Raw genomic sequence first — 21,551 nt, forward strand, 5'->3', positions numbered from 1 at the left:
GAGCAAAAGCAACAAAGGTAAAATCCATGGTTAATCCCATTTCCGTATCAATAACAGCGGTTGATAATGTAACCAAAGTCATTCAACGAGTGAATGCCAATATGGAACGCATGCAGGCCCCAATTAAAAATGTTCAGCGCACTTTTGAACGATTTTCTCAATTATCAGGGATGAATCGGTTAAACGAGGGATTTTCAAGGATCCGCGCTTCGGCGACATCTACTTTTCGGGTGATGGGGCAAATTGCCCCCGTGTTGGGCACCATTACCAGTGCGGTTACCATCGCGGGGATGACACGACTTGCCACGTCATGGGCCAATTTTGGCAGTAATATTCAATCTACATCCCAGCGATTAGGAATATCGGTCTCTGGCTTACATAGCTGGCAAAATGGCGCACGTTTGGCAGGTGTCTCTGCACAAAGTATGACAAATGGGATTAAAAATTTGCAAGATGGGATGTGGGATGCGGTTGGAGGGCGTAACCCGCAAATGGTTGCAGCCTTTCAAACATTGCATGTTTCTTTTCGCAATGCAGACGGATCTGCACGCAAAGCAAGCGAAGTCATGCCAGAATTGGCCGATAAGATCGCAGCATTAAAAAATCCTGTCGCCCAAGCAAAAGTAGCCATGCAATTTTTCGGGGCCGAAGGGGAGGCATTATTACCTTTTTTCCGCAAGGGCTCGGCTGGAATGGCTCAATATCGTCAAGAATCCATCAAATTAGGGGTGATGAACGAGGCGGGGGCAAGGGCTGCTGATCAGTTAAGGCGTGCACAAGCACGATTAACCCAGTCGGTTGAGGGATTTGGTAACTCCCTTGCACAATCAATAGAGCCTGTTCTTAGTCCCATTATCAACAATATGGCAAACTGGATTGCCGTTAATAGGGTATGGATTACGCAAAATATTGCAAGATATGTAAGGCAATTTGCCAATTATCTTAAATCTATCAATTGGCAACGGGTCAGTGATGGGGCGCAACAGGTCTGGAATTCGATTAAGCAATTTGGCCAAACCATTCAAGAAAATATAGATAAAATCGGTGGATTTAAAACGGTTCTTGAGATTGTTGCTGGTTTAATGGCATTTAAAGTGGTCAGCAGTGTTCTTGGTACCATTGCGCCTTTTGCATCTATGGCTATGACAATTGGTCGGGTGGTCGTGCCTGCTTTGGTCTCTTTATTGGCAACCATGGGGCCGGTGGGCTGGGGGATTATGGCAGCTGGGATTATCATTGGGGGGGCTGCTGTTATTATTTATAAATATTGGGACACCTTTCGGCCTTATTGGGAAAAGTTATGGTCATGGATCAAGACATATACGAAATTTGTTGTTGATTATATTTTACCCACCGTCAGTCCTTTTGTTCGTCTGGCCAAAGGGATCATCGATAATTGGAAGCCCATTAAAGAATTTTTTAAAAATATGTGGGATAGCGTAAAAGATTACTTTTACAGTGCTTGGAGTTATATTGGTAATATTATCAATAAAATTATATATGCAGTGGGTAAAGTTGGCAAAGCACTCGGGATTACTAAGGCCGCGGCACAGGAAGTATCTAATGTCATGCAGGTTGATCCCCCTTCATTACCAGTTAAGGACACTGTCGCTGCAAATGGTTCTGGTGGGGCTAATGTGCAAGATTGGGTTGGAAATTGGTTTGGTTGGGGAGGGAGTGAAAGCGAGAAAAATCCTACCAATCAGGGTGTTCAAAAGGTTATGGATAAAATCGGTGGTTTTTTTTCGTCAGTTACTAATAAAGTTGATCAAGCCACCAAAGCACCTCCAGTTGCTGCTCAACCTTCTCATGCTATTGTACCAGCAACCTCATCTTCTTTGCTATCAACAAATACACCCGTTGAACAAATGGCAAAAGCTGGACAACGCGCTGCAACCAGTCCTTTACGCATGAATGCAACCTTGAATGGGTATGTTGATAAGGCAACACAAGGCAGTATGGCCACACCAGCCATGATGAAAGCTCTCATTATGACGGAAAGCAGTGGTCGCATGGTGGGTAATTCTAAAACTTCAGCTTATGGCTATACGCAGCTTACCAATGCCGCCGCCGCAGAAGTTGGTGTAAATAAATATGATCCGTTTCAAAATGTGTTGGGTGGGCGTAAATATTATGAAAAAATGCTGAAAAAGGTTCATGGAAACGTGCTTGCTGCGTATGGTGCCTACCATGATGGGGGAAACAGTAAAGGGGTAAAACAGTTTTTAAAATCAGGCGGGAAAGATTTTTCTTTATTTTCACCTGATGCTCAAAAAGCCATGATGAATTTTCAAAAGTATTTTGCCCAGGCACAAGGGGGGAAACTATCATTTAACCAGGCTGTACCACAGGGAATTGTTGCAGCCAATAATAATAAAATCCAAGCAGCAATGCCCAACATGTCAAATATTAAGACCATTGCACCTATTACACCCGCTTCAGGTCTAGGACAGTTGGGGGGCGCGGAAGGAATGAACATACCATCGGCACCTCCAGTCAATCTACCCATGTTTGATAATAACAGTAATCAGGGTGGACAAAAATTGGTGTTAGAAATTGATATTAAAGGTAAACCCCAAGGAATGGAAATTAAACCCAAAAGCCGTAGCCCTCAGCTAAAAATTGAATCGGTTTCTTATCAGCGGGCTATGGACCCCGTTCAATCTGCTGGGGGTTTATAATGCGTCAGGCATCATTTCGTGGGGTGTCTTTTTGGGTAAATAGCAATAGCGGGGAAAACGGTCGTAAAATAACAATTCATGAATACCCAATGAAAGATCAAGTATGGGTCGAAGACTTAGGGCGGGACATGCGTAAATACCACATACAAGGTTTTGTAGTGGGGGAGGACTGCATCACTCAACGTCAATTATTAATTAATGCAGTCGAACAAACAGGCCCCGGTATTTTGCTGCATCCCAGTTTTGGATTATTAAAAGTCTCTATTTCTGGGTGTTCGTGGCATGAACCTGATAATATTCAAAACAAAATCGATTTTACCTTAGATTGCGTAGAATATGCCAACCCCGTGGCAGGTTTGATCAGCGAACTAACAGGATCCGCCATTGATGCATTGTCAGATACATTGGCAGATACGGCCATTGGTGATTTTATAAAGGATACCGTGCAACCCCTTAATCTTGGCATGATGAATAGTGCGGTATCTGTTGCTAGCGCATGGGGAAGCAAAGTTTTATTACAAGGTACGGGAACCATCCCCATTGCTGCATTGGGTAAAGTCGGCGCAGCACAGATGGGGGATGCTTTGTTAAATCTTGCAACCAATCGTGAAACCTTGGTCAACGCCCTTAAAAATGTAGACCCTAACGCTGACATTATAAGGAGTAATTAATGACAACCGTCACAGAATTCGCCAATGCTATTGTGGCATTACCAGAGGTTTTGCTGGGCTTTTCAAAGGATCCAAAAACGCAGATGGATCTGATCTTCCCTCTTTGTGAATACAACGTCGATGATATCAAGACAATTGCCCCAATTGGTTTGGCAGAAAACACATTAAATCGTGCCACAGCAGCCCTGTGCCGCAGGGCAGCCATTCGCACCTTATGTAAAGCTGCTGCTAATTGGCAGGCAGATAGTTGGGACGAAGTTTTAACGATCCGAAAAAGAATTTCTGAAATTTTACAAAACGAAATTTTAATTGCAACTAACGACAAAAATATGCAAACAGCAACAGCATTGCGCGATTTGCGAATTAAAGTTTTAGAAACTTTGGCCAAGGCGGCGGGCGAGGTGCCTCATTTAAGAACCATCGAACGGACAGCAGCATTGCCCGCATTGCAACTGGCCCAACAACTATACGCTGATGGAAACAGAGCTAGTGAGTTAATTCAACGTGCTAATCCTGTTCATCCTGCTTTTATGCCGACTCAACTTGAGGTGCTCAGCTCATGACTGTTGAATCTATTATTACCTCTGCTTTTGGGCCATCCAATGCTAAAATTAATCAAGTTACGATCGAGGTCGAGGGTAGGGTTTTATCGGGGTGGACACGGGTATCCATTCGCCGAGGCATTGAAATTATGCCTTCAACTTTCGAATTGGAATGTACCGAATATTATCCTAACTCGATGGATATCGCCATTCTTGAAGGTGCACCCTGTGTTGTTCGAATTGGCAAAGAGACGGTAATTACGGGTTACGTTTTGACCGTTACGCGCAGATTAAGCGCAAATGAGCATCTTGTCTCGGTTCAAGGTGCCTCGAAAACAATCGATTTGTGTGAATGTTCAGCAAAATTTGAAACTTATCAGTTTAATAACGTGCCTGTTGTCGAATTAATTCAGGCAATTTGTAAACCTTATGGGATTGGGGTCAAAACAACTGGCGCGATCGATAATATTGTTATACCACAATTTTCAGTAATTTTAACAGAGACTGGCTATGAAATCATTGAACGTATGACCCGTGCAGCAGCATTGCTGTTTTATGACGATACCGATGGTAACGTTATTGTATCCAAAGTTGGATCCAAAGTAGCCGCATCAGGTTTTGTTGAGGGAAAAAACGTTGAAGAGGTTTCTGTCAGGCGTTCCATGGCGGGTCGGTTCAGTTCGGTATCCATGATTTTACAAACAACCGCCTCATTATTTTATAGTCCTGGTCAGGACAATCAGCTGGCCCCAGAAATGAAAAATATTACAACAGGAAAAGAGGCCGTCGACCCAATGGTCAAACGTTATCGTCCATTGTTGATTTCAGCTGAAATGGGGGATGCAGGGTATGAGGTTTCACAACAACGCGCCCAATGGGAGGTCAATCGCAGATTTGGTCGTTCCCAATCAATACAAGTGGTAACGGACAGTTGGCGCGATCAACAGGGCAACCTTTGGAAGCCCAACACCTTGGTACCGATTTCTTTTTCAACGTTAAAGGTCAATACAACCAACAAACTTTTAATTTCTGAAACGGTATTCAGATTGGGTGATGATGGTACACACGCTGAAATTACCTTAATGCCCGCCGAAGCATTCATGCCACAACCCATTGTATTAAATGCCGCAAACAGCGCAGTCGTGCAAGCCATGGCAGAGCGATAACTATTAGTGATTAGGTCACGAAATAATAAATGTCATTTTTTGCACTATTTATGTCGTAAAAAGCCTGTACAGAGAACTTTAATAGTTTTTTTTCAAAATACTATCAAAGAAAATAGAATCGGGCTTCTTAATAAAATATGGGTATTTAAAGGGTATATTTAAAGTAAAAGGCTAGTCGATTGTAAAAAAAACGAAAAAATTTTTCCTTTAATATTCTGTTAATAAATAGTTAATAAATGACGGAAAACAGCTAAAAATACAGAATTTTTGTCGGAAAATATTACGTGTTTGAATGAAAAAAGTCGGAAACCGACACTTTTCATTCGTAATTTGATGGTTATAATGATTTTTAATACTTTTAAACGGTATTAAAAAAACGGCCCGAGTTGATACGCCAATATCAAAACAGACCGTTTCATTAATCAAGTTCTTTTCTGTCTGTATGTCAGCAAACCTACACAGAAAAGAACCAACACCAAAGGTGTATTCATGTCTTTTTATAATAGGGATTCATATCCCAAAAGTCCAGTTCCTTATCGTAATAATAGCCGAGTTGTGGATCAATTACTGTTTAAAAATCAAGGTTTTACGGCAAATTATTTCACGTCAAAAAAATTATATTTTTTTTTAAGACACATCGTTTTTCTTGTAAATAGAATCGATATCGCAATAAGATTAACGTTATTTCAGCCATGTTTCGCAGATATCAAAAAAAGCAGTGGATCTTGTCGCCAAACTTTTCCACTGCTTCTTACAAAATTAGCACGCAACTAGGAGGTTAGTTATGAGTAATACTAACACCAATATCCTTAAAAATCAACAACTTCTACCTATCATCGTAAACACATCAGTTAAAAAAGATGGAGAAGGTCGTTATTGTCTGAATAACATATGCGAGGTTTTGAATATCGCAAATTCACAAGATTTGATGTCGAAACAGCTAGATCGAAAGGGGGGACGTAAAACGTACGCTCCTACCGTTGGAGGTGAGCAAGAGTTGGCTTTTATCAATGAACTTAATTTATATCGTGTTATTTTCAGAAGCAATAAAGCAGAAGCAAAACATTTTCAGGATTGGGTATTTAATGAAGTATTACCATCTATTCGTAAGACTGGTGACTATATGGCGACCATTCTTGATAAAACACCAGAACAAACGCTTTCTCGTGCTTTAATCTTCTCTAAAGTCGAAGCATGAGGAGGAGGTGTGATGCATACTAATATTCATTTTGGTTATTCAATTGGACAACAACAATCCCTTTACAAAATTGACGCATCAAGAATTGCCTTTACCCTTAGTAAAGATTTATCGACTATCAATGATATGTTTAACGAATGTTTTGAAGAGGTCGCCCGTATGGTCGATGATTTTGATGAACCTAAACAAAAACGGTTAAAGCAGTTAAGACAGCGAGTTGAATTTCTAAGTCAATATATTCAAGAAAAGACTGATGAATTTTACGACATATCACAACAAATTGTAAAATTATAAGCGACACAGCCACCCCACGGGGTGGTTTTTTTTATGGGAAAATTGATGACAGAGGCATTACGAAAAATGGCCACTCGATTGCATATGGCAATGGGGATTGGACGCGTAACCAAAGGGATAACGCACGATCAAAATACACCGTTGGTACAGGTAACATTTGCTGTTAATGAGGTTCGCGATCATTTGCCAGTGCTGCAACAATATGGTTTTGCCAGCAGACCTCTGCTTGGGGCGGATGTTGTGGTTCAGTTTCAGTCAGGTGACCGCAACAAGGGGGTGGTGATCGCCTCTGGGGACCAACGATATTATCCTAAAAATTTAAAGGATGGAGAGGTAGCAATTTATCACAAAACTGGATCAATGATTATCTTAAAAGAAGATGGATCCATTGAGCTTACCCCGCAAAATAACAAAATTACACTAAACGCTGACGTACAGGTAACGGGAAAGATAACAGCCAATAATATGGTTGCAACTGATGATGTAAAGGCTGGATCGGTCAGTCTTAAATCCCATGTTCACAGTAATGGTCATAATGGCGGATTAACGGGTGGGCCATCATCATGAGTGAAATAAGAGATATTGGTATTGTCTGGAGCAATGAAACAGGCAAGGGTGAATGGATGGTTGCCGACGGAGATATTGCCCTGGATCATGGGATATATAGTGCGGTGATGGTGTCGTTATTTTCAGATCGTGTAGCCCCGTTGGAACCTTCTAATAACGAAAAAAATGCTGCCATCGGTAAAATAGATGGTGATCGTAGAGGATGGTGGGGGGATGCCTTACGTGATGAACCTATTGGATCGCGTTTATGGCAGTTAAGGCGTGCTGTAAAGGCTGACAAAGATTCAGTAGTTTTATCGGCCCAAGATATGATTTACGAGGCTTTGTTATGGATGGTTGATGATGGGTTGGTTAACAGTATTACGGTTCACGTTGCTTGGGTTAAGTCGGATATTTTGGAATTTTCAATTGAGTTGTTTGAACCCAAGGAAAACAGCCCTAAGACGTTGCTGTTTTCTTGGGCTTGGGAGGGGGTATAATGCCTTTTGTTACACCTAATTTAACCGAATTAAATGAACAGGTCATACAAGATATTGTCAACGCGGGTATTCCTGGAATTGAGACAACTTTAAAGAACTCTGTTATTGGCACGATTGGGCAAGTGCAGGCGGGGTTATCATGGCAACATTATTTTTATTTAAATTATATTTCCAGACAGGCCGTGCCTTGGACCGCCACTGATGAATATTTGGCTGGTTGGGGAAACTTAAAAAATGTTTTTCAAAAAGCACCGTCCAAGGCGACAGCCACGGTTCAATTCAATACCATTGATGGAATAACTATCCCAAAGGGCACAATTATTAAACGCCCTGATGGGTGGAGCTATGTCACTGTGGCTGACAGTGTGAATGGACAAGCACTGGTTGAATCTGTCGATACGGGAATTAATGGTAACGTCGGACAGGGGGTAACTCTGTCTTTAGGAAATCCTTTGGCAGGTGTAGATAGTAAAGTAATTGCCATCACTCCGATTACAGGTGGTGCAGAGTTAGAGGATGAAGAAGCCTATCGACAACGTGTTATTGAAGCATATCGTATTTCAGGGTCGGTAGGACGCGAGCAAGAATATATTTTATGGGCAAAATCAGTATCTCAGGTTTCACGCGCCTGGATTGGACGCAATGGATTTGGTATTGGTACTGTCATTGTTTGGATTATGTGCGATCAGGCGAATACGTCAACGAATGGTTTTCCCGTGGGAAGTGATGGGTCAGCAACAGATGAGTATCGATATAATCCAGCTACGGGCGATCAATTGGCGGTGGCAAATTACATTTGGAAAAAGCAGCCTGTAACAGCATTGGTAATTGTTTGTTCTCCTATCGCTCAACCTGTAAATTTTGTAATATCTGACCTAGGCGTAAATAATACTGCAGCCAATCAGGACGTTATTAAGGCGGCATTAACAGACATGTTCAGAAGGGAGGCCGCGCCAGGGACAGCACTCTATCCCAGTTCATGGGAACGAGCTATCGGTTCAATTACGAACATCAGTCAATATCATATCGCCAGTCCAACTGAGGCTGTGATACCGCCCAGTAAGGGACATTTACCCATTCTTGGCGAGGTGACTTTTTCCACATGATCCCTCATTATACCGCTAAAAACTTTCGAAATGCATTGTTAAATCTTTTACCTATGGGGCCGATATGGTCTAGGACGCAAGGAGGCATGATTTGGATCTGGGCCAATATTATCGGTGAAAGCTATGCCCGTAATAGTGAAAGAGCCCTTGAATTATTAAAGGTCGCCTTTCCTGCAACAGCAACAGAATTATTAGAAGAATGGGAAAAGACAGTAGGTCTACCTGACTTGTGTATTGGTGCGGTTACAGATTTGAAGCAGCGTCAAATGCTGGTGGTGGATCGGTTGGTATCCTCTGTTGATAGTTCAATGGATTTTTATATTTCCTATGCCAAGCAATATCTAGGTTTTGACATTACCATTGATCAATACAGTCCTTTTCGATTTGGAACGCGTTTTGGCCAACCCTTTGGCTCAGAGGAATGGGGACATACGTGGCGCATTAAATCAAAACAGGATCTAGCTTTCTTGCCTTGTATTTTCAATCGCATGGCACCTGCTCATACTTGGTTGATTTATGGTGCCTTTGTTGGTGAGTAATCTTGTATAACGGAAAAACAAAATGGATTTATTAATTGCAAAACACTCAGTGCCATTTGACCAAGCGGACAAAACCCCCGTTAATGGCACGCCACAATACGCAACGGATGGTGACCCTGCTCGGGGTATTCCCGCTACTTTGTTTCCTGCATCACATTTTAATGCGCTACAGCACGAAATCGTTAATGCCATCAAAGTAGGTGGAAAATCACCCGATAAAGATGATTGGAACCAGCTTGGCGGGATTATTATAAAAATCTTTGATCAAATTGGTAACGTTGATGGGCGTTTTAAGAATATTAAAGAAGTTGGCAAGGATAAGGATGGGGTTTACGTCATTGTTAGTGAGGATGGAAAAGCAGATGAAAAGATTTATTTGCTGACCCCTAGTGATTTAAAAGATATTTATCAACGCTTATGGTCTGTAGAAGGTTCAATTTCAGATATCATTCACAAAGAATTGCCTGCCAAAGCTGATTTAAATGGTAACAGTAATCAGGATTTTGACACAGCTACCTTAAAGGGTAACTTGGTAAAGACTGGTGGTCTGGCGATTACGGGGGGTGTTCTTACACATTATGCTTACTTAGATCATGCCCCAGGGCCTGGGATGGTGCCATCATGGGGTTTCAATCAAATTCCTAATGATAATAATGTGTGGCAGCTTGTTGCTTATGATCAAAATGATCCATCTGATAAAAATAAAATCACTGCTTTTATTGAAATGCGTAAGCAAAATTCGAATTATCAAAACAAGTCAACAGTTTTTATTACACAAACACTTATCGCACCTAATAAAGCAGATATGGCTGAACTATACGAGGCAGATACTAAAAATATAGCGGTGGGTCAGGTTATGATGCGAGGAGGTAAGAACGAAATTACTATTTGTACGAACCCTGCTAGAGCTATAGGAATTTATTCTCAAGATCCAGCCTATATTTTGAATGGCAAAGAGGATATGGGAATGCACGTGCCAATTGCGCTTATTGGTCGCGTTCCCGTGTTGGTTGAAGGGCCTGTTACTTTGGATGATCACATTGCCCCAACAGATCACGGTACAGCCATTGCCTCACGAAATCCATCAGACGTGTGGTTGGGTTGTCCTCTTCGAGAGGATTTAGACACAAAGACAAGGTTGGTTGAATGTCTAGTGCGTGCTGTGATTTAGAAGGAACCAGTTATGTGGGTCATTTCAAGTAAAAGATGTCTTCAATTACAAAATAAAGGTGGATATTACAATACAAACGCCAGTTTTATCCAAAATATAACCTTGCCTACACGTTATAGTGGTGAGCGTCTTGATTATAGTTTGGACATATCCGCTATTTTAGAAGACGGCGGGGATCGTATTCAATCTATTGAGGCGACAGTCCAGGAAATGGCACTGGATTGGTTCAGTTATGCCCACAATTGTATAATTTTTTCGCTCAGTGGTGGGTGTAAAGAGCAAATTGGTAATTTATACTTTGTTTGCAAAACTTGTGGGGGGCGTGCCTTCCAAATAGAGCTGAACCAGTCTTTAAAACAAGGGTCTTTTACTTACACACTTTCTGCACCCGATTATATTCCGAACCTAGTACAATTCACAACCATTCAGCCTCTTAAATCAGCAACAGGGGCATTTTTTTTCTTTGGATAGTATTTATATGAAAACAATCAGACCAATTAGTGATCCAGCTTTAAGAGTAAAAGAAGTTGGTGATGACGATTTAATAATAATTATGAAGCCTATCAAAAATGAATTGGGTTGTGTTACCGATTACGAGGCCAAAACCGTGCAGGCAACAGATTTCTGTGCTTCTATCATTGCCAAAGCCCTTCAGGGATTATCTAGTGTTCTACCTGTTTCTGATCCTGCTGATGGAATTAGTTTGTGGATAAAAGATGGATGTTTAGCATTCGCCTCTGGAGATGCGTCAAGGTTGGGTACTATGCCGCCTACAGCATTTGAGAAATCGTTAAGGGAAGCATTTAAGATTTTACCCACTTCTGATCCAGGGGATGGGGGACCATGGTTATGCGGGGGCATGTTAATGCGTGGATCGACCTCAAAGAATGAAGATTAATATATTATCCTTAGGGAGACGCGAAAGCGTCTTTTTTGTACCTTTTTATCGCAATAAACAAAGATGAAAATAGGGTATTAGCAAGAGAATATTTTGTGTTAAGTGCAGTTGGTAAAATAAATTGATTTTTTTAGCGAAAATTTATAAAATTATTATGTAATATAAGACGAAATTATGGATTTGAGTAAGACTAATTATTATATGAAATTGATAATGACTGCTTTATTATTTATACGATTAAGTAAATTAACAAGGTAAATTAAGTTCGTGGACTATTCTACTTACTTGTCAATTACGTTGACAGCTTTATCAGTCGTACTAACTGCGATGACTATTGGTATAGGCATAGTAGCTTGGTTGACGATAGGGTCAATTCAAAAAAAAGCAAAAAAAACTGCTACATGCGCGGTTGAAGCGAAGCTAAAAGAATTGGAAGAGGAAAAAATCTTACCTTTTATTAAAGATACGATCATGACTAAGACAAATGAACAAATTGAGATTATGATAAAAAACGGTGAATTAAGAGAATATGCCTTTCAGAAGGGAAGTTCTGTTCTTAATCCTGATACAGAAAAAGAATTAATAGAGAAGGAGGAGTAAAAATGGCAAGACAATTACTGGAAACTCTTCCAGATCAAACTAAAAAATTAATTACACCTTTTTTAGGTATGCGCCCTGTTCCATTAGGAAAAATAGCAAAAGAGTTCGGAGTGAAAGTGTTTACTTCACCTTTGGAACAAGGCATATCGGGACAGATAGCTAAAGAGGGTAATGATTTCGTTATTAGAATTAACAAATACGAATCCCGTCAGCGACAACGTTTTACGCTTGCCCATGAGTTAGCACATTTTTTTCTTCATAAAGACATTATAGAAAATGAAGGTTCGATAAAAGATAATACTCTTTATCGATCTGGGAACTCTGACGCCGTAGAGGCTCAAGCCAATAGACTTGCAGCTGAAATAATTATGCCAGATGAGAAAATAAAAGATGATTTAAATTATCTTAGACAAAATATGGACGAAGAGACCTTTGACATGATTGCTTCTAAATGGGAGGTATCCAATCAAGCTCTACGTATAAAACTTTTAACAGTTGGTGGGTGAAGTAGCATGCATTTATCAGGTAAAAGCTATGTACCAATTCTTTCATTAAGACCCAGTGAAATGAATGCGTTGGAATATTTACCTGATCTTGCTAAAGACAATATGACTCCTGTTATATTGTTGGCACCTTGGATGAATTCAAAAACATTAAATCAAGCGATTGAACGTGTTCAAAGAGCGTTTCCTGGTAGATCATTTATCCTGGATATTGATCGCAATTATGAGATACCATCTTCATCCGATATAAATGAAGCGAAACAGAAATGGTTAGATTTATCAAGAGCTGATGGGGATTGTAAGATATGGTACGACTTTTGTAATGATTTTATGAATGTTGTGCCTTGCTTGCGCGTTAATAGCGATATAGATCAACAACTTAAAAATATACAAACGACAGGTAGAGAATTTTCTGTAAGATTAACTCCTGATATTTATCAATCTTCAAGTAAGATGAATGTTTTAATTTCCTCATTGAAACAAGTCGATATCCCTTATTCTATTATTATCGATGGTGAATGGGTAGCTAATCCGCTTTTACTTGCTGAGTCACATGAAAGAGTAATAAGAAACTATATTAATCAATTAGGGGATAATTTGATTATTGTTTCATCATGTACTTCCATGTTAAAGGATTTTCAGGATATATCTGGGGTAAAAGAATTTCCTTTTTCAAATCATAATTTGGTTGAACAGGTAGCAAGAGCAACCAATAGGAAAATTATATATAGTGATTGGGGAAGCACACGGCCAAGGGAGCCAGCAAGACCACTAAGACAACCATTACCTAGAATAGATTATCCAACAACTAGTAATAGTTGGTTAATAGCTCGTGATAGTGATTGGACATACAAAGATGCAGCTAAACAGATAGTTTCAAGTGCAAATTGGGATTCTAACTTGAAATTATGGGGGCTGAGTTTGATTAGTGCAACAGCCAACGGCGAAGAAAAAGGCATAGATAACCCTAGGACAAATACCGCAGCAAGAATTAATATTCATCTCTATCGCCAGTCTATGCTTGGTATTCAAAATGATGGTTTCGATGCGGATGCTCCTTGGATAGATTAATGTTTAGTTTTAGTTATAAATGAAGTGTTGTTTGATAATCTTAATACACAAGCCACCCATTGAGGTGGCTTTTTTTATGGGAAGAATAGGATGGATACGGATTTATTAACGCAAGTTTTACAATATTTATTGGGGGTGATCCCAGGAGATATTGCAGGAAATATTGTGGCTGTGATTACGGCGATGGTAACGCTGTGTACGTTGGTGATACGGTTTTGGAAAGAACCCAATCCAACCAGCAAACGGCACAAAGTGTGGAAGGTGGTTCATGTTCTGGCCTCTTTTAAAACCCCCACCGTTACTAAAAAAGAGGAGGACAATCATGTTCAAAAAACTGGCTAGAAGTTTACGGGGCCATGATCATTGGTTTGCTGAATGGTGGAGCTCAGTCTTGTTAATGGCGGTTGGGATATATGGGTTTTGCGTCCCTGATGGGTTTATTATCCAGCAATCTTTTGTGGATGGTTTTTTGCAAGTATTACCGTTTAATCTATGGGAAGTGCTGTTTATCATGTTTGGCCTGTTTCAGTTTATGGCGCTGCGCTATGAAAGTCTGATCGGCAGAGGGATTGCGGCTTTTCTTGCTTCGTCTTTACTGATATGGGGCACCTTGAATATTGCCGTTTATGGCCAATGGCATTTTAGTTTGATAGGCTGGGGGATATTTTCAGCCATTAATCTCTATGCTCTTTTTAGAATTACAAGGGGGATAGAGCAATACCATGAACCTCTTTGAAATCCTGCGCTGGTGGTGGGAAAACAACGCTGAATGGATCAAGAGCCATGACCCTTGGGTTATTCCTGTAATAGCAGTCTGTATTCCAGTATTCCTAGTGATCCGTGCAATCTGTGTGTTGATTAAAACATGGCGGGGGAGATAATAAATGTGTTGTCCCGTGGTTAAGGTGGTAGGTAAAAGCGAAAATGGAAGCATTCCGACTAATTCTTTACAAAACAAATGTGAGATAGGGATACGTGGTAATAAAGGCTTTCCATCTGATCCAGGTATATATGTCCCGAAAACATTTTTTGATGAAATACAGGCTAAGATATCAGAATATAGTTTCTCATCGCTTAGTCAATGTCAAGTTAATAAGGTCGACGATACTTGTATTGAAGTAGTAACTGGCATTCTAGATCGACATCACGATCATTTACAAGTTTATATTAAGAAAGTTGATGATCATTACTTGTTATCAGATGGGGGTTATATATTTTCTGATATAGATGTGGACTTGGTAGATAAGGATGACTTATTGAAAATCAAAAATAAATTACAAGATAGACTTTATGTTTCTATAAATGATCATAATGAAATAACGCTCTTAACAAATAAGCATGATTTCTTCGTTAATTTACAAAATATGATAAAGGCACAGATTAGTGCATGTGTCCTTTTATAGAATAACTTAATTTATAGACATATACTTCGCTTTTTAATTTGTATGTTCTGTGTGCTGATTAAAACATGGCGGGGGAGGGGATTGGGTGACAAACAGAAAAATTAAAACAAATTACTCTTCTTAAAAGGGTATTAAGGTCATTATCATAAGGATTGTCTTGTAGATAACATATTTCTCGTGTGATAGTGCCCAAAAATTTATTATAAAGATCTAGTTCATGCTGTGGTTTTGTAAAAAAATCTAGTGTAGAAATTAAGTTGTGATATATATATAAAAGTATATTTCTAAAAAGTTGTGCTTTGGACAAAGTTACATTTCTGTTGGCATGAAACCCGTTTAGAATTAGATTTATAAAATCCCCTGTAGGTATAGGGCTGCCTAATATTGTATTATATTCAATCAAATTATAAAAAACATCAATTTGATCTTGATTAAAGTGATATGCATTTTTTAATGTGTAGTTTATCAAGCTTACCATTAAATTACTCCTTAACCATTTGGTTTAAATAACAACATTATATTTTATTTAATGCCTAAAAAAAAGAGGGAAAAAGTAAGGAATTAAATTGTTTGCCATTTGGTTGCTGTTTTGCAACCTTTTGTATATTATCCTTAATATTATTAATAGAACGAAGGATACCTTCTGTTGATTTCAAATATACAAAATCATGATTGGAGTAATTGGTATGAACGAGAAGTAAAGTTTGCTTTATACGAGAAAAAAGGAAATGACTTTGAGATTTGGATCAACACTATTTACCGAACAATTTATAGTGCTGATTTTAAAACAGTGAAACCATATGGTGGGGAGGGGGATGATAAATGCGATGGATATCTTTTTTCAGATAAATTAGTAATACAATGTTATGCTCCTTCTGCGACACTTAAGCAAAGTGAGTTAATAAACAAAATTAAAGACAGTTTTTCTGGTGCTTTAGAAAAATGGCCTTATATGAAGGAATGGATTTTTATTTGTAATGATTTTGGAGGTATTCCAGCTAAGGTAATTCGTCTTATAGAGCAGATGAAAATAGATTATTCTAAAATAGCAATTGCTATATGGGATGCAAATGATATAAAAGATTTTATTTTCAAACTCGATCAAAATATCTTAGATCAATTATTTAATAAACCTCCAACATCTGAAACATTTAATCAGCTAGATATTCAAGATGTTCGTGATATGGGTTATTTGATAGAAGGGTTTTTTGGAGATTATAAATACTCTCCCAAAGACGATATTTTACCTATAGCACCTTCTGCACAAAAAATTAATAAAAATAATTTATCTGATGAAGCTATTGGATTTTTTAAGCTAGGGCAGAAAAAATCAGGACTGGTCAAAAACTACTTGGAAAACCTACCAGATCCTGACTTTGCAGAAAATATTGCAACAAAAATTCGAACACATTATAATAGTTTAAAGAAGGATGGAAAAAACGCTGAACAAATTTTTGCTGCAATGCATATGTTTTTTGGTGGAAAAAGATTAAATCTACCAATATATCAGGCATGTATATATGCTTATATGGTATATTTCTTTGATCGGTGTGATTTTTTTGAAGATTGATTGGGCATTGCAATGATTTTACCAACAAAACATATTACTAATGAACGATCTTTATTAGGTGTTGGTGCTGATATCATTGCGATTATTCAGAAAAGACCAGAAACGATATCTTCTATATGGAATAAAATTCGTCAAAAGAAAAAAAAGACACCCATTAGCTATCGTTGGTTTATTTTATCGTTGGATTTATTATATATAATGGGTGCAATTAAAATAGAACAAGGTTTGATTAGGTTGGCATCAAAATGTTAAAAGAAATCAAGAGTAGTTTACCTACTTTTAAAACATTAACATTCAAGCCAGGTTTAAATGTTTTATTAGCTGAAAGAACGATTAAAACATCTTCTAAAAGAACAAGAAACGGAGCAGGGAAAACCGGTTTAATAGAACTTGTCCATTTCCTTTTTGGTGCGAGGTCATTAAAACTATTTAAAGTAGAGGCTCTGAAAGAGCATAACTTTAGTGTTATTTTTGACCATGCCGATACAGAGTATACTATTGAACGCTGTGACCGTTCCAAATTACCATTTAATTTTAACAATAAAAAGTTGGGAACAGAAGCACTTAATGACCAACTAGGAGAGTTGTTTTTTAAATTAAATACAAATAGTGCCTATAATATAAAACGGTTTGCCCCTTCATTTCGTATGCTTTTTCCATATTTTGTAAGAAATAATAATGAAGGTGGATTTGATGCAAGTAATCAGGTTACGAAATATTCAAAGTACCAACAACCATATCAAGAACAGGTAGGTTTAAGTTATTTACTAGGTCTTGATTGGAATATTTCCATCGATTTTCAAGAATTTAGAGCTCATAGAAAGTCAATTGCGGATTTAAAGAAAGCCTTCAAGGACTTTGCTAATAAAGAAGAGTTAGATTATTTTTCGTATATAAGTTCTTCTAAGTTAAGAACAGAGATTATATTACAAGAGCAAGAGTTAGAGGATTTAAAAAACAATATTGATTCTTTTAATGTGGTTCCTCAATATCAAGAAATGCAAAATGAGGCAGATGACTTAACAATACAGACAAGCAGTCTGAATCTTCAGATCGTACAAGATCAAGAAATGATTAAAGCTTTACAAGATTCTTTGGTCGAAGAAGAACCTATCCCTGCGCAAGATATTATTAATCTTTATAATGAAGCCGAAGTGATCTTATCTGATTTGGTAAAACAACGTTTTGAAGATGTGGAAGTTTTTCATAAAGCAATTATTGAAAACAGAAAGGAACATTTGCAATCTGAAATCAATTCAACTCAAAGTCGTATAGATGATAATCAAAATAAATTAACTGAAATAGCTAACCGTCGCCAGAAGATTATGAATATCTTACAAGAGGGGGGCGCGCTGCAAGAATTTTCTAGGTTGCAAGAAGAGTTGAATCAGAAAATTACATCCTTACAAAAACTTAAACAACAACTACAACTTTCTGAGGATGTAGAAAAAGGTGAGCGGGATTTAGATCAAGATAAAATGCGATTAGAGGGTGAGTTACAATTAGATTTAAAAGAGCGCAAAGCGATTGTAAGTAAAGCAATTTTATATTTTGGTCAAATTTCTAAAGAATTTTATGAACATGCAGGTTCGTTTGTTATAGAACCAACACCAAATGGATTAGAATTTACTACAGACATTTCCAATGCTAGAAGCAAAGGTGTTGGAAATATGCAAATCTTTTGTTTTGATATGATGTTGACTTTGATCGCTTTAGAGCGTGGCATTCATCCAGGGTTTTTAATTCATGATAGTCACCTTTTTGATGGTGTTGATGAACGTCAAGTTGCAAAAGCATTACAAATAGGAGCTAATTTAGCCGATAAATATGGATTTCAATATATTGTTACTATGAACTCTGATGCAGTTCCTGATGGTGAGTTAAAGAGATTAGGTTTTGATCTTATCCCCTATATTATAGATGTAACTCTTACAGATCAACCTGATGGTGGATTATTTGGATTTAAATTTTCTGTATAGATTATTTGTTCTATAAATATTTGATATCGATCTGGATATTTGCCTTTACATAATTCAACATAGTGTAAATAAGCACTTGTTAAGACACGTGTTAATTCAAAAGCAGCATTTAGGTTTTGATTGGTATATAGTTTTTTTGGTATAATAACTATTAATTTTATGTTAAATTATACCAGATTTATTTTATTGTAAAAAGGAAATTTAAACCCTTTTTAACCACAGGCGGTTCATTTCGTTTTATCGTATGCCGTTGATTCAATAAGTTTCGTTTTGAGTTTCACTTAATTGAGTTTTTTTTGTTTAAATTATACTGACCCAGAAAAAACATCAGAATACCAACAGTTTTAGAGGTTTTTGCCAGAGGTGGCAAAAACCTACCCCCTGATGTACGAGAAATAATCAGGTTTTGAACTAAGAAAGGCACCAGTTTTTCGGGTAGCTCCGAAAAGGCCTACGAAAATAACGCCTCAAAATCATCATTAAAAATCAACATAGGAAAAAACCATGGCTAAAGTCACAGGTGGAATTTATATTCCACATCTAAAACAAGAGATCGTAACTCCAGCATTGAATTATATAGGTTTTGGTGGCCAACGTGCCATTAACCAAGTCACAGGAACCTTTCTTGCCGAAGGGTACGCAGGGGGCAGCACTTATCTTAAACAGTTAGGTAAGGGGCCTGCATTGGGTGCTATGCAGATGGAGCCGTTTACTTATAACGATATATGGACGAATTTTTTAAGTGCCCCAAAACGTAATAATCTAGCAACAGCATTAAAACACCTTGCAGGGGACTGGAATACCGACAACAGAGCCATTCCAAAGCCAGGGGTCATGACAGGCAATCTTTTTTTTGCTGCAGCGATGTGTCGAGTATTTTACTTACGGATTACTGCGGCTTTGCCTTTGGCCAATGACGCAACGGCAATGGCACAATATCACAAGAAATATTACAACACAGCCTTGGGCAAAGCAGATTGGCAAAGCAATGTCGATCGGTTCCAGCAGGCTATTGATGCCTAACTATGTTGTATGGAACTGCCAGAAATATTCTGGTAGCTCTATTTGTAACGAAATTTTCTATAACGCCATAAAGGGTATCGGCAAAAGCCATATCCTAGTTAATGGAGCTATACAAAAAAGTTTTAAGTTAGTTTGGTAGTAATTTCGCAAGTCGATTCTCTTTTAACTAATTGTTTTTGTCGGTAAAGTGTAAGTTATAAAAAACGGGTATAAAATAGGGTATAATTTTTATGATAAATATATATTACCATATTTATCATATAGTTAATAACACAATTCGATTCCCATCCCCTCCGCCATATGCTAAAACATTTCGCAACATATTATAGCATAAACCCTACAGAAACAGCCGTTTTTCTTTTTATTTTACAGCATAAATTTTTTTGATATTCATAGAGACCGTCAAATAAAGCCTTAAGTCTATTAAATCGTTTGGATATTTTTATTATTATGGATATATGATTCAAAAATTAAAGTATATTATGCAAAGGTTCTTCTGTGGATAACTTTGTTGATAAAGTCTGAATAATTTTTGATTTTATGTAAAAGATAACCATTATACGGTGCAAGAAGCTCTGAATTGGTACGAAAATCATCGGTAGAATCAAGGAATTCTAGGCTCTATAGAGAATTTATCTATGTACAGAATTTAGAATTTATAAACAGAATATAAATAATATTGTACTATCGATTGTGGAGTTGTCTATGGATTATAGATGAAATATGTGCGTATAATGCGTTGAAATATATGAGTATTGGTGATTGTTTTTTTATTGCGACTTCTTTAAAGATTTTCATTTTCTGGAAGATTGGGGATAAATACCTGTTTTAGAGGAATGATGACTCTATATTTAGGAAGAAATGAATCATAAAAATTATATATTAATTTCACAATTTCTTGTCCATCAATCAGTCGAAGTCTAGACTCATTTAACGCCTTTTGTTTTGCGTCAGAGGTATAGCTACCTAAATTGACGAACAAAGCATATTCATTCTGAGATAAAGTGCCTAGTAATTGATTAATTTGAGGTAAGGTGCTTTTATCGGTTGTATGCTTACATTGTACTTTGATAATTGGAGGTTCGAATCCTAATTGATCTTTATGAACGATAATATCAACCCCACCGTCACGAGATTGCTGTGTAACTCTTGCTACATATCCCATACATTCTAATAAATGAGCGATAAAAAACTCAAATTCCGTTGGGCTTAGTTTTTTGTATAATCTTTTAATGATAAAATCCTCAGTAGATTGCTGAGTAATATTAACAGTATCCTTTATTATCTCTTCATCTTCATTTTCATCTATGGATGTTTCTGTGTAATCCTGAGGTGAGGGGAGGATTTGTTTGCTTAGATTGTTACAATTTGTACTGAGTAATTCAGAAAAATACAATGCGGCTTCATCTTTAATTTCGAATAAAGTCATAAAAGAGCCTATCGTATTTAATATATTTTGTGGAAATTGACTTCTAGGAATTCCATTGTTCATCAGCCATTTAACAGCACGTTTATTGGGATAAAGTTCATGATCATCGTTATCATTTTGTTTATTATTATCATAATAATAATCACTGGTAATTTGACCTATATATATTAACCGATCTGCTTTACATGGATATATGATATAATCCCCAATTTTGATTTCATGCACAAACCGATATACGCTACCAATTTGACTTCTGATAGATGCATCGCTTGAATTGGGTTCTATTTCTTTTAGTTTGAATTTAAAATCATCACGATTATTTTCGATTAACCTTAAATCCCCCATTAATTGCCAGCCGATCGCTACGTAATTTTTTTCTATAGGCTCACTTCCAACATGTATTCCCATATGAATACCCCAAAATTTATAGTTATTTTTCATTGAAAGTGTCTTTGTTTTATTATATGGAATTGATAAAAAGGCGATGCTGATCAAAGATTGATACTATTAAATTGAGGAATATTTATCGGTCAACTGATGATGTATCAGGATGGTGGAGGGGGTTGGATTCGAACCAACGTAGACGTACGTCAGCGGATTTACAGTCCGCCCCCTTTAGCCACTCGGGCACCCCTCCGTAAAAGATATGAGGTTAATAACA

The 21,551-nt window shown here is 37.7% G+C and carries 25 protein-coding genes and 1 tRNA gene; 24 read left to right on the forward strand and 2 right to left on the reverse strand.

What is annotated here, in order from left to right:
- Positions 1-26 precede the first annotated feature (26 nt).
- The 24 genes from QJV27_RS09645 (at position 27) to QJV27_RS09760 (ending at position 19,461) form a co-directional block, all read left to right on the forward strand.
- A complete protein-coding gene (locus QJV27_RS09645) occupies positions 27-2,681 on the forward strand; it encodes a transglycosylase SLT domain-containing protein (RefSeq protein WP_281448714.1) in 2,655 nt (884 codons plus the stop codon).
- Positions 2,681-3,352 (forward strand): DNA circularization N-terminal domain-containing protein, encoded by a 672-nt coding sequence (locus tag QJV27_RS09650; RefSeq protein WP_281448715.1) that lies wholly within the window; start codon positions 2,681-2,683, stop codon positions 3,350-3,352. Before QJV27_RS09645 ends, QJV27_RS09650 begins: the two co-directional genes overlap by 1 nt.
- A complete protein-coding gene (locus QJV27_RS09655) occupies positions 3,352-3,915 on the forward strand; it encodes a hypothetical protein (protein WP_281448716.1) in 564 nt (187 codons plus the stop codon). The genes QJV27_RS09650 and QJV27_RS09655 overlap by 1 nt, the downstream gene beginning before the upstream one ends.
- Positions 3,912-5,060 carry a phage baseplate assembly protein gene (locus QJV27_RS09660; RefSeq protein ID WP_281448717.1) on the forward strand — a complete coding sequence of 383 codons (1,149 nt, stop codon included), beginning with the start codon at positions 3,912-3,914 and terminating at the stop codon, positions 5,058-5,060. The genes QJV27_RS09655 and QJV27_RS09660 overlap by 4 nt, the downstream gene beginning before the upstream one ends.
- Positions 5,061-5,844: 784 nt before the next feature.
- Entirely contained in the window at positions 5,845-6,258 is a 414-nt protein-coding gene (locus QJV27_RS09665; protein ID WP_281448718.1) for a BRO-N domain-containing protein, read from the forward strand.
- 12 nt (positions 6,259-6,270) lie between these two features.
- The gene (locus QJV27_RS09670; protein WP_281448719.1) at positions 6,271-6,552 is read left to right on the forward strand and encodes a hypothetical protein; all 282 of its coding nucleotides are present in this window, start codon (positions 6,271-6,273) and stop codon (positions 6,550-6,552) included.
- Positions 6,553-6,597: 45 nt separating this feature from the next.
- Entirely contained in the window at positions 6,598-7,119 is a 522-nt protein-coding gene (locus tag QJV27_RS09675) for a phage baseplate assembly protein domain-containing protein (RefSeq protein WP_281448720.1), read from the forward strand.
- Positions 7,116-7,598, forward strand: coding sequence for a phage GP46 family protein (locus tag QJV27_RS09680; protein ID WP_281448721.1), 483 nt, complete (start codon positions 7,116-7,118; stop codon positions 7,596-7,598). The genes QJV27_RS09675 and QJV27_RS09680 overlap by 4 nt, the downstream gene beginning before the upstream one ends.
- The gene (locus QJV27_RS09685) at positions 7,598-8,704 is read left to right on the forward strand and encodes a baseplate J/gp47 family protein (protein ID WP_281448722.1); all 1,107 of its coding nucleotides are present in this window, start codon (positions 7,598-7,600) and stop codon (positions 8,702-8,704) included. The genes QJV27_RS09680 and QJV27_RS09685 overlap by 1 nt, the downstream gene beginning before the upstream one ends.
- On the forward strand, positions 8,701-9,243 hold the full coding sequence (locus QJV27_RS09690) for a putative phage tail protein (RefSeq protein WP_281448723.1): 543 nt from the start codon (positions 8,701-8,703) through the stop codon (positions 9,241-9,243). The genes QJV27_RS09685 and QJV27_RS09690 overlap by 4 nt, the downstream gene beginning before the upstream one ends.
- Before the next feature lie 22 nt (positions 9,244-9,265).
- Positions 9,266-10,414, forward strand: a complete 1,149-nt coding sequence (locus QJV27_RS09695) for a hypothetical protein (protein WP_281448724.1) — start codon at positions 9,266-9,268, stop codon at positions 10,412-10,414.
- Positions 10,415-10,426: 12 nt separating this feature from the next.
- Entirely contained in the window at positions 10,427-10,885 is a 459-nt protein-coding gene (locus tag QJV27_RS09700) for a phage fiber-tail adaptor protein (protein WP_281448725.1), read from the forward strand.
- Positions 10,886-10,892: 7 nt separating this feature from the next.
- Complete coding sequence (locus QJV27_RS09705) at positions 10,893-11,312, forward strand: hypothetical protein (protein ID WP_281448726.1); 420 nt, start codon at positions 10,893-10,895, stop codon at positions 11,310-11,312.
- Positions 11,313-11,579: 267 nt separating this feature from the next.
- The gene (locus QJV27_RS09710) at positions 11,580-11,912 is read left to right on the forward strand and encodes a hypothetical protein (protein WP_281448727.1); all 333 of its coding nucleotides are present in this window, start codon (positions 11,580-11,582) and stop codon (positions 11,910-11,912) included.
- A gap of 2 nt (positions 11,913-11,914) precedes the next feature.
- Complete coding sequence (locus QJV27_RS09715) at positions 11,915-12,418, forward strand: ImmA/IrrE family metallo-endopeptidase (protein ID WP_281448728.1); 504 nt, start codon at positions 11,915-11,917, stop codon at positions 12,416-12,418.
- Positions 12,419-12,424: 6 nt separating this feature from the next.
- Positions 12,425-13,486 (forward strand): beta family protein, encoded by a 1,062-nt coding sequence (locus QJV27_RS09720; protein WP_281448729.1) that lies wholly within the window; start codon positions 12,425-12,427, stop codon positions 13,484-13,486.
- A gap of 90 nt (positions 13,487-13,576) precedes the next feature.
- Positions 13,577-13,828, forward strand: a complete 252-nt coding sequence (locus QJV27_RS09725; protein ID WP_281448730.1) for a hypothetical protein — start codon at positions 13,577-13,579, stop codon at positions 13,826-13,828.
- The gene (locus QJV27_RS09730) at positions 13,809-14,222 is read left to right on the forward strand and encodes a hypothetical protein (protein WP_281448731.1); all 414 of its coding nucleotides are present in this window, start codon (positions 13,809-13,811) and stop codon (positions 14,220-14,222) included. Before QJV27_RS09725 ends, QJV27_RS09730 begins: the two co-directional genes overlap by 20 nt.
- The gene (locus QJV27_RS09735) at positions 14,209-14,367 is read left to right on the forward strand and encodes a hypothetical protein (RefSeq protein WP_281448732.1); all 159 of its coding nucleotides are present in this window, start codon (positions 14,209-14,211) and stop codon (positions 14,365-14,367) included. Before QJV27_RS09730 ends, QJV27_RS09735 begins: the two co-directional genes overlap by 14 nt.
- 15 nt (positions 14,368-14,382) lie before the next feature.
- Positions 14,383-14,889, forward strand: coding sequence for a DUF1828 domain-containing protein (locus tag QJV27_RS09740; RefSeq protein ID WP_281448733.1), 507 nt, complete (start codon positions 14,383-14,385; stop codon positions 14,887-14,889).
- A gap of 646 nt (positions 14,890-15,535) precedes the next feature.
- Complete coding sequence (locus QJV27_RS09745) at positions 15,536-16,459, forward strand: ABC-three component system protein (RefSeq protein WP_281448734.1); 924 nt, start codon at positions 15,536-15,538, stop codon at positions 16,457-16,459.
- Between the two features lie 12 nt (positions 16,460-16,471).
- Positions 16,472-16,711 (forward strand): ABC-three component system middle component 6, encoded by a 240-nt coding sequence (locus QJV27_RS09750; RefSeq protein WP_281448735.1) that lies wholly within the window; start codon positions 16,472-16,474, stop codon positions 16,709-16,711.
- Positions 16,705-18,438 (forward strand): DUF2326 domain-containing protein, encoded by a 1,734-nt coding sequence (locus QJV27_RS09755; RefSeq protein ID WP_281448736.1) that lies wholly within the window; start codon positions 16,705-16,707, stop codon positions 18,436-18,438. The genes QJV27_RS09750 and QJV27_RS09755 overlap by 7 nt, the downstream gene beginning before the upstream one ends.
- A 504-nt stretch (positions 18,439-18,942) precedes the next feature.
- Entirely contained in the window at positions 18,943-19,461 is a 519-nt protein-coding gene (locus QJV27_RS09760) for a hypothetical protein (RefSeq protein WP_281448737.1), read from the forward strand.
- Between the two features lie 784 nt (positions 19,462-20,245).
- Here the strand turns inward: QJV27_RS09760 and QJV27_RS09765 are convergent.
- Positions 20,246-21,331, reverse strand: a complete 1,086-nt coding sequence (locus tag QJV27_RS09765) for a restriction endonuclease (protein WP_281448738.1) — start codon at positions 21,329-21,331, stop codon at positions 20,246-20,248.
- A gap of 110 nt (positions 21,332-21,441) precedes the next feature.
- Positions 21,442-21,527: transfer RNA gene (locus QJV27_RS09770), tRNA-Tyr, on the reverse strand.
- Between the last annotated feature and the right edge of the window lie 24 nt (positions 21,528-21,551).

Origin of the sequence: Commensalibacter oyaizuii, from assembly GCF_029953265.1 — a bacterium.
Lineage (GTDB): Bacteria > Pseudomonadota > Alphaproteobacteria > Acetobacterales > Acetobacteraceae > Commensalibacter > Commensalibacter oyaizuii.